This window comes from Novosphingobium sp. SL115, assembly GCF_026672515.1.
GTDB lineage: Bacteria > Pseudomonadota > Alphaproteobacteria > Sphingomonadales > Sphingomonadaceae > Novosphingobium.
On record NZ_JAPPRG010000002.1, the window covers coordinates 2367689 to 2383785 of the forward strand.

Below are 16097 nucleotides of genomic sequence, written 5' to 3' on the forward strand. Positions count from 1 at the left end.
AGATCAGGTCCGCGATCCCAACATGGCGATGCCAAATGCGACGAAGACCCCGCCCGTTACCCGGTTGAACAGCGTTTTCAGTGCAGGCCGGGTCAGCGCAGCGGCAATTGAGCGTCCGCCCAGCGCATAGATGAAGAACCATGAAATTTCGATCACCCCAAACGTGGCGACCATGATGGCAAACTGCGGCAACTCAGGGTGGCTGGCGTCGATGAACTGCGGAAGGAAAGCCGCCGCAAACACCAGCGCCTTGGGATTGGAAATGCCCACGGTGAAAGCGGTGCGGAAAATCCGCCAGTCCGAAATCACAGGTGCGCCCTGCCCTTCCGTCAGATCAACAGGGGCATCTTTGGCTATCCACGCCTTGTAGCCCAGCCACAGCAGGTAGCCCGCGCCTGCAACGCGTAGCACCGTAAACGCACCAGGCAAGGCCGTAAGCAGCGCAGCCAGCCCCAGCGCCGAAGCGGTAAGCAGGCTGACCACGGCGATGAAACATCCCGTCATGGCCAGGATTGACCGCGCAAGGCCAAGTTCGACACTGCGCGTCATCACATGCAGCATGTTCGGCCCCGGCGATCCGGAGATGAAAAAGACGGTGACGACGAACAGCCACCATGTGTGAAATGCCATCAATCTATCCCGCGTTCCGCACGATTTCGGCCCATGCGGCTTCGTCTATCACATCTATGCCCAGTTCGGCCGCCCTTTTCAGCTTCGAACCCGCCCCCGGCCCCGCCACGATCAAATCAGTCTTGGGTGAAACAGACCCTGCGGCGCGCGCGCCCAGCGCTTCGGCCTGCGCTTTGGCTTCGTCCCGACTCATCGTTTCCAGCTTGCCGGTAAAGACCACAATCTTGCCCGCAACGGCGCTGGCCTTGGTTTCGATCACATAAGGCGGCGGGCTGACTTCGGACAGCAGGTCTTCCCAGACCGCGATGTTGTGCGGTTCGTGGAAGAAATCACCCAAGGCTTCGATCACGACCGGACCGACACCATCAATGGACAGCAGATCAGCGCGGGCGTCGAGCTGCTCCGCGCAAAGCGCAGGAGCACCTTCCTGCTGCTCCCCATCCAGTTTGGAAAGCGCAGAATGGGCAGCTTCGGCAGCCTTGCGTAATGCAGGCAGGGTAACGAACCGCTTCAACAGATCGCGCGCTGTGACCGCGCCGACATGGCGGATACCAAGGCCAAACAACAGGCGAGCCGCATCAGGCTCACGCTTGGCCTCAATGGCTGCCAACAGGTTGTCCACAGACTTGTCCTTCCAGCCCTCGCGCCCGACGATATCGCCGCGACGCTTCCTCAGCCGGAAAATGTCCGCCGGGCCTTCCAGCCAGCCAAGCTGGAAAAACTCGACGATAGTCTTTTCGCCCAGCCCTTCGATATCCAGCGCAGGCCGCCCGACAAAATGCTTCAGCCGCTCCACCCGCTGCGCAGGGCAGATCAGCCCGGCCGTGCAACGCACATCAACTTCGCCTTCTTCGGCCACGGCTTCGGACTGGCATTCCGGGCAGTGATCGGGGAAATGATAGGCCTCGCGCGCATCATCACGGGTAAGGTTTTCAACCACCTGCGGAATCACATCGCCTGCGCGCTGAAGAACCACGCGGTCGCCCACACGCAGGCCAAGTCGGCCAATTTCATCGCGGTTGTGGAGCGTAACATTGGTCACGGTAACGCCGCCGACCAGCACCGGCTTAAGACGTCCCACCGGCGTCAGCTTGCCTGTCCGCCCCACCTGAATGTCGATGGCTTCCAGCGTGGTTTCGGCTCGCTCTGCCGGGAATTTATGGGCCATGGCCCAGCGCGGCGCTTTGGCGACAAAGCCAAGCCGGTCCTGCCAGTCAAGCCGGTCCACCTTATAGACCACACCATCGATATCATACGGCAGTTCAGCGCGCGCCTTACCTATGCTCTGATAGTGCGCGATCAGTTCGTCCGCGCTGACTCCGCAGATCAGCTTTGGCGAGACGGGAACGCCCCACCCCGCGATCTTGCGCATCATTTCAAGCTGGGATTTCGCCGGAACCTCGCTTGCCGCGCCCCAACCATGGGCAAGGAAGCGCAAGGGACGGCTGGCGGTGACGCTGGCATCCTTCTGGCGCAGCGCCCCTGCCGCCGCGTTGCGAGGGTTGGCGAAAATCTTGTCGCCCTTTTCCGCCTGCATCTCATTCAGCTTCAGGAAGTCCGCCTTGGCCATATAGACCTCGCCGCGAATTTCGAAGACGGCAGGAATGTCGAACAGCCCCTCGCCCTTCAACTCCTGCGGAATGTCAGGAATATGCGCGACATTGGCCGTGACGTCTTCCCCTACCTGCCCGTCACCGCGCGTGGCAGCTCGCACAAGCTTCCCGTTCTCGTATCGCAGCGAACAGGACAGACCATCGATCTTGTCCTCCGCCGTCATTGCCACTTCGGTATCATCGCCCAGCGCAAGGAAGCGGCGCACACGCGCAACGAACTCGGCCACTTCCTCGTCGGAAAAAGCATTGTCGAGGCTCATCATTCGAACCTCGTGCGCGACCTTGCGCAAAGGGGATGACGCCACTTCATGGCCCACCTGCGCGCTGGGGCTGTCGGGCCGGATCAGATGCGGAAACGCTGCCTCCAGTTCGGCGTTGCGCCGAACCAGCGCATCATATTCCGCATCCGAAACTTCCGGCGCATCCTCGGCATGATAAAGTCGGTTGTGCTTGGCAATCTGCCGCGCAAGCCGCATTAATTCGTTGGCGGCATCAGCTTCGGGGATTTCAGGTGTCGTATCAGGCACGGGGTTCACCCCAACTCTTCAATTGGCAATCTTGATTCACGCCTTTGCCCCAACCGGCTCCACCTCAGCGCGCGCGCCGAAACCAGCGATGATCGGGCGGGCCTTGCGGATGGCTTCCTGCACTTGCGGCAGGCCCAGGCTGGCCTTGTGCGCTGCTTCATCGGTCCAGACTTCGGTGATCCACACGCTGTTTTCGTCCACCTTGTCGCGCCAGATTTGATAGGCAAGGTTCCCCGGCATATCAGCGCTACCTTCGGCCAGATAAACGATCAGTTCCTCCCGTTTGCCCGGCGCAGCCATCATCTGACCGATCAGGGCATAGACGTTTGCAGGGTCGATCTCTTCCATGGCGCTGGCTTTCGTTGAGAGAAGAATGGCAACGGCGGCGCTGCCGATAAAGCTGCGACGGTCGAACGTCATGCCTGCTCCAGCAACCGATCGGCCTGCGCACGCGCTTCGGCGGTAACTTCGGCCCCGGAAAGCATCCGCGCGATCTCTTCCTTGCGTGCGGCGGCGTCCAGCAGATTGACGGAAGTGCGGGTGACGGTGCCGTGCGATGATTTGGCAATCATATAGTGACGGTCGCCGCGCGCAGCGACTTGCGGGCTGTGGGTAACCGCCAGAAGTTGTCCATTGCCGGCAAGCCGGGCAAGCCGTTCGCCAATCGCGCTGGCAACCGCACCGCCCACGCCGCGGTCAATTTCGTCAAAGATGATTGTGGCAGCCCCGCCTTCTTCGGCCAGTGCCACTTTCAACGCGAGGATAAAGCGGGAAAGTTCCCCGCCCGATGCGATTTTGCCCAGCGGAGCGAAATCAGCGCCAGGATTGGTGGAGATGAGAAACTCCACCGCATCAATCCCGCCTGCCCCCCACCGATCGTCCGGCAGGCGCAGGACAGCCGTGTGGAATTTTGCCGCATCCAGTTTCAATGGCGCAAGTTCGGCGGCCACAGCCTTGTCCAGCTTGCGTGCTGCTTCGGCACGAACGACAGACAGGGTTTCTGCCTTGGCCTGATAGTCGAGACTGGCCTCGTGTGCGGCACGTTCAAGGCCTGCAATCTGCGCCCCACCGCCTTCGATCGCGTCAAGCGCGACGCGCATGTCCTGCATCTTGTGCGGCAGATCATCGACAGTGCAGCCATGCTTGCGCGCGGCGGCGCGCAAATCGAACAGGCGGGTTTCGATACGGTCAAGCAATGCAGGATCGTGGGCCAGCATCTCCGCTGCACGGGCCAGCTTGTCCTCAGCCTCTCCCGCTTCGATCACCGCGCGGTCCAGCGCCTCCAGCGCTTCGGCCAGCATGGGGTGTTCGCTGGCGATACGGTCAAGCCTGCGGGCCGCGCTGCGCAAGGTGGCAAGTGCCGAATCCGACCCCTCCCACAAGCGCTGCAATTCAACCAGATCGCCCGAAAGGCGTTCGCCCTTCTGCATGTCGGCGCGCTGCCCAGCCAGTTCGTCTTCCTCGCCCACAACCGGGGTCAGCGCGGTAAGTTCGGCCAGATGGGCAAGCAGCAAGTCCTGTTCTTCAGCAGCTTTGTCCACCCGCGCGCGCGCTGTGGCCAAGGCATCTTCTGCCTTGCGCCATTTGATCCACGCTGCTTCAACGCCTGCTGCATCCGCTCCGGCATAACGATCCAGCAAAGCCCGGTGCCCGCGCGCATTCACCAATCCGCGATCATCGTGTTGCCCGTGCAGTTCAACCAGACTACGCGCCAGTTCGCGCAGCAGGGCAACGCCAACCGGCTGATCGTTGATGAAAGCCTTCGATCCGCCATCGGCCTTTACCCGGCGTTTGACGATCAGCGGTTCGCCCGGCTCGACATCCACTTCCGCTTCGACCAGCGCAGCGCGTATGACATCCGGCAAACTGTCAAATTCGAACGTGGCGATCACGCTGGCCTGATCTTCGCCATTGCGGACAAGGCCGCTGTCGGCCCGGTCGCCCAGAATCAGGCCAAGTGCATCAAGCAGGATCGACTTACCCGCACCCGTCTCACCGGTCAGCACGCCAAGGCCACCGGAAAAGGTCAGGTCAAGCGCCTCGATGAGCACGACGTTGCGGATCGACAAGCTGGTCAGCATCTTGTGCGAGTCTCTAGCGGGTTGATGCGCCTTCGTCATCAACGTTCCCCACTTGTTTCATCCGCGTTACACGGTGCCACACGGACGCAACGCGACTCTGCCAGATCATAAGCGCATGAAGAAAGGTGCGCCCATGCCTTCGCGGACGTTTGCTGACGGTTCAAGCCCGTTCAAGTCATCTTCAGAACTCTTTGCCGCCATCCCTTCGTGGCTGGACATGCCCGAACCGCGTGGCTTCCGGCCCAAGCGCAAATTGCGCACGGTGTGGATTTCCGACCTGCATCTGGGCACGCGCGGCTGTAACGCGGCCCTGCTGCTGGATTTCCTCTCCTCGATCGAATGCGAAACGCTGTATCTGGTCGGCGATATTGTCGACGGCTGGCGGCTGAAAAAAGGCTGGTACTGGCCCGACGAACACAACGAAGTGATCCGGCGCGTGCTGAAAATGGCGCACCGGGGCACGCGCGTCATCCTGATTGCGGGTAACCACGACGAAATGCTGCGCCCCTATGCGGGGATGAGCTTTGGCGGGGTGGAACTGGAACTGGAAGCGATCCACGAAACTGCCGATGGTCGTCGCCTGCTGGTGACGCATGGCGACGGCTTCGATGGCGTGGTGCTTTACGCACGCTGGCTCGCATTTCTAGGCGACAAGGCCTATGAAATCCTGTTGCGCACGAACCGCTGGTTCAACGCAATCCGTCGCATGTTGAAAATGCCTTACTGGTCGCTGTCCGCCTATATGAAAAAGCGGGTGAAAAACGCGGTTCAGTTCGTGTGCGATTTTGAAGAAGCGGTGGCCCACGCGGCGCGCGACATGGGTGTGGACGGTGTAGTTTGCGGCCATATCCACTGCGCTGAAATCCGCCAGATCGGCGACATCACATATTATAACGATGGCGACTGGGTGGAAAGCTGCACTGCGCTGGTCGAAGACCGCGATGGCGCGATGTCGATAATCGATTGGGCCGAAGAAACCCGCCGCGCCGCGAATGCCAAAAAGGCAGTCCCGGCCGCACCGCTTCCCGCGCACGAGGAGGAGCCCGCATGAGAATCGCCATCTGCACTGACGCCTGGCACCCGCAGGTCAACGGCGTGGTTCGCACGCTGGCCGCCACGGTCGACCGGTTGAACGAGCGCGGGCACGAAGTCGAACTCATTACGCCCAGCCAGTTCCGCACGATGCCGCTGCCCGGCTACAGCGAAATCCGGCTGGCCATGGCCCCCCGCTTTGGCACGCGCCGCACGCTGGCAGATTTCGCGCCCGACGTGGTGCATATCGCCACCGAAGGCCCCATAGGGTGGAGTGCACGCGGATGGTGCAAAACCAGCGGCGTGCCATTCACCAGCGCTTTCCACACCCGCTTTCCCGAATACGCCGCCGCACGTACCGGACTTAGCCCCGAACATTTCTGGCCACTGATGCGCCGGTTCCATGGGCCAAGCCGCGCCGTGCTGGTTTCAACGCCAACGCTGGCGCGTGAACTGGCGAATCAGGGCATCGGCCAGACCCGGCTTTGGACACGCGGAATTGATCGTGCGCTGTTCGAACCCGCGCTGGTTCGCCCCGATCACGCCCCCCTGCCCCGTATGACCGGCCTAGCCGGGCCGATCATGCTCAACGTGGGCCGGGTGGCTATTGAAAAGAACCTGACCGCGTTTCTCGACGCCGATGTGCCCGGCACCAAAGTCGTGGTGGGCGATGGCCCTGATCTGGCACGGATGAAGGCACGCTATCCCAAGGTCGTTTTCCTGGGTGCACTGCATGGCGAAGATCTGGCACAGGCCTATCGCTCCGCCGATGTATTCGTATTCCCCAGTCGCACCGATACCTTCGGCCTGGTGATGATCGAGGCATTGGCTTGCGGTTTGCCGATTGCCGCCTTCCCCGTCCCTGGCCCGCTGGATGTCATCGGACCTGACGGGCACGGGCCCGGCGACGATCTGCCGATGCGGATAGGCGCAGTGGATGAAAATCTGGCACTGGCCATCGCCAAGGCGCTGCGCTGCGATCCGCTGGGTGCGGCAATCCACGGCGCGTCCTACAATTGGGACCGCGCCACAGACCAGTTCCTTGACGCGGTAACCGACGCCATGTTGTCTGTGCGCGAAATAGAACCAGCTTGACCATCTGACCCGCAGATTCGCGGAAAAACACAGCCGCGCCGGTGCCCCCGGCGCGGTTTTGCGTTGCGGGCACCTTTTATCGGTCAGACGGTGGAAATGTTCGATTGGCGCGATATAATCACGCAAGTCATCCTTGTTTTTCAACGATCTGCCACGGGAAATTGCCCACGATGCCGTTCTTGTTAGGAGTTGCGTCTGTGATTGCCGCGCCAGCGGTGGCCCTGCAGCCCGATGAGACAGACCTGCCCGCAGGCGTCGCCGCGATGATTGATACAGCACTACAGGCAGGCGACGAGACAAGCGCCGATGCCGTAGTGCGTATTGCCCGGCTGGCATACCCGGTTGCCGCAGCAGCCATCGACCGGCGGGTTGCAGCTTGGCAGATTGCGCAAGGCCAGCAGGCAAACAGCGCTCCGATTGCGCCAACTCCGGCGCTGCCTGTCAAACAACCTGAAGCCGTATTTACCAGCGCCATGGCGTCGCCCCCCACGACAAAGTGGACGGGTGAAGGCGAACTGGGTGCCTTTGCCAACACCGGCAACGCACCGGGCATTGGCTTTGTAGGCGGGCTTAAGTTGCTACTGGAAGGCGAAAATTGGCGGATCGGCAGCAGCGCGCGCGCCGATTATCAGGAAACCTCAAACGTAGTAACGCGCGAACAATATCGCCTGTCGATGGAACCGAACTATCAGTTCGGCCCAAAGGCTTACATTTACGGTCTGGGACAATATGAAAAGGATCGCTTTCAGGGGTTTGAGGCACGCTACAGCGTGTCAGGCGGATTGGGTTATCGGCTGGCCAACGACGGCGCTACCAAGATCAACGTCAAAGCCGGCCCAGCATGGCGCGAAACCGACGCGATAGATGGCACGCGCGAATCCGTTGTGGCCGGTCTTGCTTCGGTAGACATGAAAATGAAGCTGGCGCGCGGATTGCACTTCAGCCAGGACGCCAGCGCCTATGTCGATGCCAAAGGCAGCACGCTTTACACGCTCGCCGCACTCGATTCGCAACTGATCGGCAAATTGAAGGCGCGCTTTTCCTATATGTTGCAATATGAAAGCGCCCCAGAAACTGGCCGACGCCCTACCGATACGACCAGCAGGCTTACACTGGTTTACGGCTTTTGATCCGCACCAGAACTGCAAACAATAAAACTTCCAAGTACTGTGGATTTTTCTATAAAATTGCGACCACTCCCATTTGCAAGAGAGTGTGCCAAACATGCGTATATTCATAACGGCAATTTTGTGCGCGTCAGCATCGCTTTTAATTTCAGCGATTGCTTCACCGGCTCAGGCGCAAACAGAAAGCCGCTGCTACAAACAGTTTGAACAGCAAAGCCGAGCTGTCTGCGATGCTCCGGTGAGAGCCAATTATCGGGATCGCTGCATCGCGGAGATGACCATGCACCGCGACCGATGCCTTGAAAACAATCGCCTCACCGAAGAGCGGCGACAGGCAGCCCAAGCCCGGCGCGAACAATTACGACTCGAACGCGAGGCGAAGCGGCAAAACCGCGTCCCTCCGCGCTAGCCAGATACTCGCGCCACAGCCGGTTAAACCCGGCGCGCCTAATCAGATTGCCTGCGTGCCCGGTGCGTGCTTGTTCATCAGACCAAAGGCGCGGTCATACCATTTGCTGCCCGGATAGTTGCTGCCCAGCACAGCGGCAGCCTTTTGCGCTTCCTGCGGCATTCCCAGCGACAAATAGCTTTCGACCAGACGATAAAGTGCTTCGGGCGCGTGGCTGGTGGACTGGTACTTTTCCACCACGGTACGGAACCGCAGCGTACCGGCCAGCCATTTGCCGCTGCTTTGGTACATGCGCCCGATTTCCATCTCCTTGCCCGCAAGGTGATCGTTGATGAGGTCGATCTTCAGACGTGCGTCGGATGCATAGTCGGTGTTGGGATAGCGACGGACCAGTTCGTTCATCGCCGTCAGCGCCTGCTGCGTAATCTTCTGGTCGCGCGTCACGTCAGAGATCTGTTCGTAATAGCACAGCGCGATCAGGTAATAAGCGTAAGGCGCGTCCTTGTTGCCGGGGTGAATCGACAAGAAGCGCTGCGCAGACTGAACCGACTTGGGATAATCACGCGAAGCGTAATAGCTGAACGAGCTCATCAGCTGGGCACGGCGTGCCCATGGCGAATAGGGGTGCTGACGTTCAACTTCATCAAACAGTGCCGCCGCCTGTTTGGCATCGCCCTTGTCCAGACGATCCTTGGCCGCAGCATAGAGCGTGTCGACGTCACGCGCGACATAGGCGACGTCTTTCTTGCCCTTGCTGCCCGCACAACCGGCGGTAACGCCCATGGCGAGCGTGGCGGCGGCAAGAACGGCGAGGCGCAGCGGGCGCCGCATAGCTGAGAGCGTCATGCCGACCCTATAGCCAGCCGGTTGCTGAACGCCAAGTGAAGCTTGCGTGCTTTTACGCTTCTGCAAACGGCGGCTCGACAGCAATTGGATCAGCAAGCGTGATCCGGTCGAGAATCGCGGCCGTATCATCGCGCAATTGCAGCATAAGTCCGCGCAGACGGCATTCTGCTTCGGGCAGGCAATTGGTGCAGTGTTCGTATGCATTTCGCGCCGCGCAGGGTACCAATGCCAGACTGCCCCGCGTCAAACGGATGATGTCGCCATAGCGGATATCAACCGGCGGCAGCGCCAGTTCATAACCGCCATCGCGCCCGCGATGCGACACGACAATCCCTTCACGCGCCATTTCAGACAAAATGACCGTAAGAAACTTTCGCGGAATATTTTGCGCTTCTGCAATCGCGTCAAGGCGCACAGCACCTTGGCCAAACAGATCGGCCAAATGTTGCAGCGCGCGGATCGTGTATCGCGTTTTTTGCGAAAGCATGGCGCAGAAATGGACTCTTGCGCGGGAAAGTCAACGCGAGAGGTAGAATTACCTGTTCAGGATTGGTGCGCCCCAAGGCCTTGACCAGAGGGACGCACCGTCACCTGCAAAAACTTACTTTGCTGCCGTCACCAGCGACTCAACGAAATCAAGGCGAGCGCGGTAGGGGTCTTCGACATGGGCAGCGCCCTTGGCATCGATCAGCATGACTTTGGTGTCATCTGCCGTTGCAGCAGGCCACTGGGTACCAGGCTTGCCCGTCTTGGCGAATTCCACCCAAAGTTTATGCGTTACCGTGGCCACGGCAGGCTCTTCTGCAACCATCTTCCATTGCGTGCGCGAAGCAACCGTATCGAAAACATACGGAATTTCGCTGGCATGGGGTGCACCGCCCATGGCCGCCTGCATCTCAGGATGGGCATAGGCAAAGCGGTAGAGATAGGCAGGCTGCCCACGCTTGGCCAAAGCCCGCGCGACCGCGCGCGCAGGTTCGATGAACGTCTTGTCCGCGCTGGTCATCGTGCCAACCACAAGCCCAGTCAACTTGCCATCGGAATCATACAGCGCGCGCGCCTGCGCAGCCTTGTCGCCATAGGTCGCAAAGATCTTGTCCTTGTCGGTCACCATGGGGAAACCATCGGCAGAATTGGCCCCGACCATGACCGGCACATTGGCATAAATGCCGCCAGCAATGCCTTCGACACTGCTGCCCAGTATGGTGCGACCATCAACCATCGGACCGGAATAGTCCGGCTTACCCATGGTCATCATCGAAAGATCACCGGTAATCTTTGCAGCAGGCAGCGCACGCAGCCCCGCCGCATCAAGGCCCGGCGCAAACGCTTCACCCGATTTTGCGGCCACAGCCATAGTCGGCATCGGTAGCGCGCGATCACGCCCGCCACCGCTTTCGATCACAGCCTTGTGGAACAGTCCGCGCGCCAGCGGCGATTGCAACAGCATATGCATCGACATGCCGCCCGCGCTTTCACCAAACACGGTGACATTGGCAGGATCGCCACCAAACGCGGCGGCATTGGCCTGAACCCACTTGAGCGCAGCAATCTGGTCAAGGAAACCAAAGTTCCCGCCAAACCCTTCAGCCGCAAGGCCGGGATGGGCAAAGAAGCCATAGCGGCCAAGGCGGTAGTTCAGGCTGACCAGCACCACACCATCACGGGCAAAGTTCTCACCCGAATAGCTGGCGGGCGAGGAACCACCATTGACGAAGCCTCCGCCGTGGACCCAAACCATCACCGGAAGCTTCGCTCCAGGCTTGGCCGAAGCGGGCTTCCATACGTTCAGATAGAGGCAGTCTTCCGAAGGCGTAGTGACGATCGGTGCTGCATCAGGCGGAAATGGTGCCTGTGCGCAATCGGCGCCATAAGCCGATGCATCGCGTTCACCCGTCCACGAAGCAACCGGTTGCGGGGCGCGCCAGCGGTTTTCACCCACTGGCGCTGCGGCATAAGGGATGCCCTTGAAGGCGCTCACCGCACCGGTGGTAACGCCCTTTACCGCGCCCGAAGCGGTAGTGACAGTCTGGGCTGACACGACAGTTGCGATAAGAGAAACGCCAAGAGCCATGGCGCGGACAGTGTTGCGCATCCTCAATCCTTCCACTTCTTTGCAGCCAGCTTGACCTTGACCGGTGCCGACAGATTTTCCGCATCCTTGCCTAGCGCGAAGGCATATTCACCACCCGGGAGCGACCAGCCGCCATCCTTCCAGTCGGCCAGAACGCGCGGATCGAACGTCACCGTCACCGGCTTCGAAGCACCCGGTTCAAGGGGAACGCGGCTGAACCCGACAAGGCGCTGCTTGGCCTCGCCATTGCGGCTGACCAGATAGACCTGCGCCACGTCAGCGCCTGCACGCTGGCCAGTGTTCTTCACCGTGAAGCTGGCCGAAAACCCCTTCACCTTCAGACCAGTGCTTTCAAACGAGGTATAGGACAGCCCGTAACCGAACGGGAACAGCGTCTTCTGCCCCTTGCGCGCGAACCAGCGGTAACCGACATCCGAACCTTCGATGTCATAGTCCGAAACCAGCTTGTCGCTGCCCGATGTGGGGTTGCCGGCAAAATCAGGCTCAACCCAATCAGAGCCATCCAGCTTGGGACGCGGAAGCTGGCTTTCATCCTTGGGGAAGCTCAGCGGCAGGCGACCCGAAGGGTTGGTGTCGCCGAACAGCACCGATGCGATGGCCGGGCCACCTCGCGCGCCGGGATACCAGGCCTCGACCACGCCAGCGACCTTGTTCAGCCAGGGCATCTTCACCGGACCGCCGGTTTCCAGCACGACGATGGTGTTGGGATTGGCAGCAGCGACCGCAGCAATCAGTTCATCCTGACCGTCCGGCAGCGAAAGGTCGGGCACGTCCAGTCCTTCGGTCTGCCACTGCGTAGCGAACACGATGGCGACTTCGGACTGCTTGGCCTTTTCTACCGCATCGGCAATGTAACGCCCGTCGCGGAAAGTAACCTTGGCATCCTTGGCCAGCGCCTGAATGGCATCCATCGGACTTGAGCGGTGGAACTGCTGGGCAATGAAGCTTGCCCAAACCCCCTTGCCCGCAACCGGCTTCACTGCCGCTGCACCGCCTTCACCCTGCACTTGGCTGGATCCTGCACCGGAAAGCACGCCGCCGTCGGCAAACCCGCCAATGATGGCGATAGACTTCGCCGACTTCGCCAGCGGCAGAACACCGCTGTTCTTCAGCAGCACGATGCCCTGCTTTGCGGTTTCTTCCGCCACCTTGGCATTCGCTTCGAAATCGATCTTGCCACCCGGCACCACCGGATGCTTGTCCAGACCCGATGCATAGATTGCGGTCAGGATACGGCGGTTCATATCATCCAGCCGCGTCTTGTAAGCCGAATCCGTGGCGGCCTTTTCTTTCAGCTTGTCGGCAAAGAAAATGCCCGGATCAAGCTGTTCGCCCGACTGTTGATCCAGCCCCTTGAGCGCCGCTTCCAGATTGGGAACCGCTCCCCAGTCCGACATGACGAAGCCCTTGTAGCCCCACGATTGCTTGAGAACACGGTTAAGCAGCCAGTCGTTGGCGCAGGCCTGTTCGCCCCACACACGGTTATAGGCGCACATAACGGAGCCGGGCTGACCCTGTTCGATACCGATCTTGAACGCCAGCAGATCGCTTTCACGCGCGGCGCCTTCGGTGATCTTCACGTCAACATATTTGCGCCCGGTTTCCTGACCATTAAGCGCGAAATGCTTAATCGTGGAAATAATGTTGTTTGACTGGATGCCGCGAATTGCCGCGCCCACCAGCATACCCGACAGGAATGGATCTTCGGCCAGATATTCAAATGTGCGGCCATTGCGCGGATCACGCATCAGGTTGACGCCGCCCGCCAGCAGCACGTTAAAACCCTTGGCGCGGGCTTCCGAACCGATCATCGCGCCGCCGCGATACATGACATCGGGGTTCCACGATGCTGCCTGCGCCACACCCGAAGGCAGCGCCGTGGCGAAATCCTTGCGGATGCCCATGACATAGGAAACGCCAAGGCTGGCGTCCGTTTCCTTCAGCGCGGGAATGCCCAAGCGGGCAATGCCTGGAATATAGCCTGCGCCAGCCACTGCATCTGCCGGAATCGGAGGTGTCGGTCCGCCTAGCGGCAGCGGCATGATGCCATGGGTCAGGACGACCTTTTCGTCCGCCGTCATCTGCGCAACGGTTTGCGCGGCGCGCGCATCGGCCTGGATCATGTCCACCGCAGCAGCTTGCGCGGGAGCGTTCTGGGCATGGGCTGCGGAAGCCATCAAGGCAAGGGCCGACGGGGCGGCAAGAAGCAGGCGGCTGGAGAAGGACATTGAATGCTCCAAGTCAGGCAACAGGTTTGGGGAAGAGGATCGCGTCAAAGCGTCCCGCATCGAGGTCGGTTTTTTACAATCCACCTGTGACGGGCCGGTTCACCTGCCCTCTCCCTTGCGAGTCATTATCGCTCGCCAACACAAGGTTGCCGCTGTATGGCAACGCTGTCAAGATGGCGCGGCAGCGTGTTCGAACATCGGATTTTTATGCATCGCTTGTATGGTTGTGCGTCTTGCTTACAACCTTGATGACAAGGGTGATGACGAAACCGAAGGATCGGCTAAAAGGCCGCAAACAGCATGGCCAAAAGCGCAAAAATTGGCCCGTAAAACATCGGTAAGGACAGGATGACTTTCGCAAATACCGCACGCAGCACCGCCCACGCAACGATGGAAGACGTTGCCCGGCTGGCTGGCGTTTCGCTGAAAAGCGTGTCGCGCGTCATCAATGCCGAGCCGCACGTATCTGCAAAACTGCGTGCCAAGGTCGAAGCGGCGATTGCAGAACTGAACTATGTGCCTGATACTGCGGCAAGATCGCTTGCCGGCGCACGCGCATTCATCGTCGGCCTGCTGTTTGACAATCCCAGCCCCAATTACACGATGAAGGTGCAGTCGGGCGTTTACGAAGCGTGCAAACAGCACCAGCATCATCTGCAGAATCGACAATCTCAATTCAAACGTACCGCGCGAAGAACTCGAAGCGCAGCTTTCTGCCATGGTGCGCAACAGCCGTTGTGACGGCTTCGTGCTGACCCCACCGTTGACTGACAACCAGATCATTCTGGACTTCCTCGACCGCGCCGGGATTCGCTACGTCCGCATCGCCCCCGATATTCAGCCTGACCGCGCACCGGGCGTATGCATCGATGACGCCGCTGGTGCCGCCGCGATGGCCCGTCACCTGTGGGAACTGGGTCACCGTCGTTATGCCGTGGTGCGCGGCCCTGTAACACATGGCGCAGCAGCGCGCCGCGTTGCCGGGTTTATCAACGAATTGCAGAGGCTGGGCCTGGAAGAACCAGTCATCGAAGGCGACGGTGGCTTCAGCTTTGAAGGCGGCATCGTCGCAGGCGGTGAAATTCTTGCCCGCGACCGGCGACCGACCGCCATTTTTGCTGGCAATGACGATTCGGCCGCAGGTGTCATGGTCGCCTGTTCACAGGCTGGCGCACGCGTGCCACAGGATGTTTCCGTGTGCGGGTTTGACGATAGCTGGATCGCGCGCTCAGTCTGGCCTTATCTGACCACGGTCTATCAACCGATCGAAGAAATGGGCCGCGCCGCCACGGCCCTACTACTACGGCGCGAAGAACCTGAAAGCGTGCTGCATCAGCTGGATTTCCATGTGGTTATCCGCGATTCCACCGCGCCGCCACAAGCTGGCTGAAACAAGCCGTTTTACACAGGCGCCTCAGCGTGCGGCCTGCTGCAGATAAGCAATCACATCGGCTCGGTCCTGCGCATTGCTCATCGGCGGAAAAGCCATCCGGTTGCCGGGAATGTATTTCGATGGGCTTGCAAGATAGGTGTCCAGCGTTTCGGCGTTCCACACCACGCCCTTGGATTTCATCGCTTCGGAATAGGCAAAAGTGCCTGCCGTGCCTGATTTGCGGCCAATCACGCCTTTGAGCGAAGGCCCCAGTCGCACAGCCCCCGTGTTCAGATCATGGCAGGCTGCACACCGTGCGAAAACGGTCTTCCCGCGCGCCGGATCAGCCGCCGGTTGCGCAGCTACCGCCCCTGCCCCCGCGACAGCCAGCACCGCCCCGGCCAAGGCCATGGCGGCAAGAACGATGGGGCGCTTCGACATGGTGGTTTTCTGGTTCATGAAATGCCTATGCCACAAAACGGCTTTCGCCGCGCTGAATGGTTCGGTCGTCACCAGATGAGCCCAAACACCCTGATATCCTGTCAGTCCTTTGCCGGAGCCTGCAGGTAGAGCTTCATCAGAATACGGAACAGTTCAGTTTTTTCGCGCGCGGTCAGGCATGCGGTCAATTCATCTTCATGCCCCGCAATCACGGTGCGCGCTGTTGCCAGAACATCGCGCCCTGCATCCGTCAGCCACAGACCACCGGCTCTACGATCCAGCTTCGACGGTTCGTTGACCAGATAATCATTCTTAATCAACTGACGCACGAACTGATGAACCGTCGGCCGTTCGATCTGAAAGAACCGCGAAAGTTCAGTCTGCTTCACACCGGGGTTGGCATTGACCAACCACAGGATCGCCACCTGTTTTGGCGTCACGGTCAGCGCATCAAGCCGCCGTTCCAGACGCGAAACGAACAGCGTGTTGACCGTGCCGATATGCAGACCAAGAACGGCATCAATGCCATCAAGGTTCAGTTCGGGAACAACAGACTGGCGGGTAATCTCGGCCGTGGCCACGAGCGGTCCTTCCAACGCAA

At 60.1% G+C, this 16097-nt stretch carries 15 protein-coding genes; 5 read left to right on the plus strand and 10 right to left on the minus strand.

Annotated features, from left to right (window positions below):
- Positions 1–3: 3 nt before the first annotated feature.
- The 4 genes from OVA07_RS12935 to recN form a co-directional block, all read right to left on the minus strand.
- Positions 4–630, minus strand: a complete 627-nt coding sequence (locus tag OVA07_RS12935; protein WP_268171855.1) for a LysE family translocator — start codon at positions 628–630, stop codon at positions 4–6.
- A 4-nt stretch (positions 631–634) separates the two neighbouring features.
- The gene (ligA, locus tag OVA07_RS12940; RefSeq protein ID WP_268172709.1) at positions 635–2719 is read right to left on the minus strand and encodes an NAD-dependent DNA ligase LigA; all 2085 of its coding nucleotides are present in this window, start codon (positions 2717–2719) and stop codon (positions 635–637) included.
- Positions 2720–2806: 87 nt separating this feature from the next.
- Entirely contained in the window at positions 2807–3190 is a 384-nt protein-coding gene (locus tag OVA07_RS12945; RefSeq protein ID WP_268171856.1) for a putative quinol monooxygenase, read from the minus strand.
- On the minus strand, positions 3187–4851 hold the full coding sequence (recN, locus tag OVA07_RS12950) for a DNA repair protein RecN (RefSeq protein WP_268171858.1): 1665 nt from the start codon (positions 4849–4851) through the stop codon (positions 3187–3189). The genes OVA07_RS12945 and recN overlap by 4 nt, the downstream gene beginning before the upstream one ends.
- Before the next feature lie 217 nt (positions 4852–5068).
- On the opposite strand from recN, the gene OVA07_RS12955 reads away from it, so the two are divergent.
- The 3 genes from OVA07_RS12955 to OVA07_RS12965 all read left to right on the plus strand — a co-directional run bounded on the left by OVA07_RS12955 (position 5069) and on the right by OVA07_RS12965 (position 8108).
- The gene (locus OVA07_RS12955; RefSeq protein ID WP_268172710.1) at positions 5069–5902 is read left to right on the plus strand and encodes a UDP-2,3-diacylglucosamine diphosphatase; all 834 of its coding nucleotides are present in this window, start codon (positions 5069–5071) and stop codon (positions 5900–5902) included.
- On the plus strand, positions 5899–6978 hold the full coding sequence (locus tag OVA07_RS12960) for a glycosyltransferase family 4 protein (RefSeq protein ID WP_268171859.1): 1080 nt from the start codon (positions 5899–5901) through the stop codon (positions 6976–6978). The genes OVA07_RS12955 and OVA07_RS12960 overlap by 4 nt, the downstream gene beginning before the upstream one ends.
- A gap of 197 nt (positions 6979–7175) precedes the next feature.
- A complete protein-coding gene (locus tag OVA07_RS12965; protein WP_268171860.1) occupies positions 7176–8108 on the plus strand; it encodes a DUF481 domain-containing protein in 933 nt (310 codons plus the stop codon).
- A 448-nt stretch (positions 8109–8556) separates the two neighbouring features.
- On the opposite strand, the gene OVA07_RS12970 is transcribed toward OVA07_RS12965, so the two are convergent.
- From OVA07_RS12970 to OVA07_RS12985, 4 genes are all read right to left on the minus strand, one after another.
- The gene (locus OVA07_RS12970) at positions 8557–9345 is read right to left on the minus strand and encodes an outer membrane protein assembly factor BamD (RefSeq protein WP_268172711.1); all 789 of its coding nucleotides are present in this window, start codon (positions 9343–9345) and stop codon (positions 8557–8559) included.
- Positions 9346–9412: 67 nt separating this feature from the next.
- On the minus strand, positions 9413–9847 hold the full coding sequence (locus OVA07_RS12975) for an RrF2 family transcriptional regulator (RefSeq protein WP_268171861.1): 435 nt from the start codon (positions 9845–9847) through the stop codon (positions 9413–9415).
- 114 nt (positions 9848–9961) lie between these two features.
- Positions 9962–11455, minus strand: a complete 1494-nt coding sequence (locus OVA07_RS12980) for a carboxylesterase/lipase family protein (protein WP_268171862.1) — start codon at positions 11453–11455, stop codon at positions 9962–9964.
- Between the two features lie 2 nt (positions 11456–11457).
- A complete protein-coding gene (locus OVA07_RS12985; protein ID WP_268171864.1) occupies positions 11458–13683 on the minus strand; it encodes a beta-glucosidase family protein in 2226 nt (741 codons plus the stop codon).
- A gap of 348 nt (positions 13684–14031) precedes the next feature.
- Here OVA07_RS12985 and OVA07_RS12990 point away from each other — a divergent pair, with 348 nt between their 5' ends.
- Positions 14032–14424, plus strand: a complete 393-nt coding sequence (locus OVA07_RS12990; RefSeq protein ID WP_268171865.1) for a LacI family DNA-binding transcriptional regulator — start codon at positions 14032–14034, stop codon at positions 14422–14424.
- Positions 14402–15073 carry a substrate-binding domain-containing protein gene (locus tag OVA07_RS12995; protein WP_268171866.1) on the plus strand — a complete coding sequence of 224 codons (672 nt, stop codon included), beginning with the start codon at positions 14402–14404 and terminating at the stop codon, positions 15071–15073. Before OVA07_RS12990 ends, OVA07_RS12995 begins: the two co-directional genes overlap by 23 nt.
- 24 nt (positions 15074–15097) lie before the next feature.
- Here OVA07_RS12995 and OVA07_RS13000 read toward each other — a convergent pair whose 3' ends face one another.
- Positions 15098–15514: a c-type cytochrome gene (locus OVA07_RS13000; protein WP_268171867.1), complete on the minus strand. Its 417-nt coding sequence runs from the start codon at positions 15512–15514 to the stop codon at positions 15098–15100.
- 83 nt (positions 15515–15597) lie between these two features.
- Positions 15598–16077 (minus strand): MarR family winged helix-turn-helix transcriptional regulator, encoded by a 480-nt coding sequence (locus OVA07_RS13005; RefSeq protein ID WP_268171868.1) that lies wholly within the window; start codon positions 16075–16077, stop codon positions 15598–15600.
- Positions 16078–16097: the final 20 nt, after the last annotated feature.

Coding starts and splice junctions, on each gene's coding strand:
- OVA07_RS12935 (WP_268171855.1), bottom strand. CDS start 630: ATGGCATTTCACACATGGTGGCTGTTCGTCGTCACCGTCTTTTTCATC.
- ligA (WP_268172709.1), bottom strand. CDS start 2,719: ATGCGGCTTGCGCGGCAGATTGCCAAGCACAACCGACTTTATCATGCC.
- OVA07_RS12945 (WP_268171856.1), bottom strand. CDS start 3,190: ATGACGTTCGACCGTCGCAGCTTTATCGGCAGCGCCGCCGTTGCCATT.
- recN (WP_268171858.1), bottom strand. CDS start 4,851: ATGCTGACCAGCTTGTCGATCCGCAACGTCGTGCTCATCGAGGCGCTT.
- OVA07_RS12955 (WP_268172710.1), top strand. CDS start 5,069: ATGCCCGAACCGCGTGGCTTCCGGCCCAAGCGCAAATTGCGCACGGTG.
- OVA07_RS12960 (WP_268171859.1), top strand. CDS start 5,899: ATGAGAATCGCCATCTGCACTGACGCCTGGCACCCGCAGGTCAACGGC.
- OVA07_RS12970 (WP_268172711.1), bottom strand. CDS start 9,345: ATGCGGCGCCCGCTGCGCCTCGCCGTTCTTGCCGCCGCCACGCTCGCC.
- OVA07_RS12975 (WP_268171861.1), bottom strand. CDS start 9,847: ATGCTTTCGCAAAAAACGCGATACACGATCCGCGCGCTGCAACATTTG.
- OVA07_RS12980 (WP_268171862.1), bottom strand. CDS start 11,455: ATGCGCAACACTGTCCGCGCCATGGCTCTTGGCGTTTCTCTTATCGCA.
- OVA07_RS12985 (WP_268171864.1), bottom strand. CDS start 13,683: ATGTCCTTCTCCAGCCGCCTGCTTCTTGCCGCCCCGTCGGCCCTTGCC.
- OVA07_RS12990 (WP_268171865.1), top strand. CDS start 14,032: ATGACTTTCGCAAATACCGCACGCAGCACCGCCCACGCAACGATGGAA.
- OVA07_RS12995 (WP_268171866.1), top strand. CDS start 14,402: ATGGTGCGCAACAGCCGTTGTGACGGCTTCGTGCTGACCCCACCGTTG.
- OVA07_RS13000 (WP_268171867.1), bottom strand. CDS start 15,514: ATGAACCAGAAAACCACCATGTCGAAGCGCCCCATCGTTCTTGCCGCC.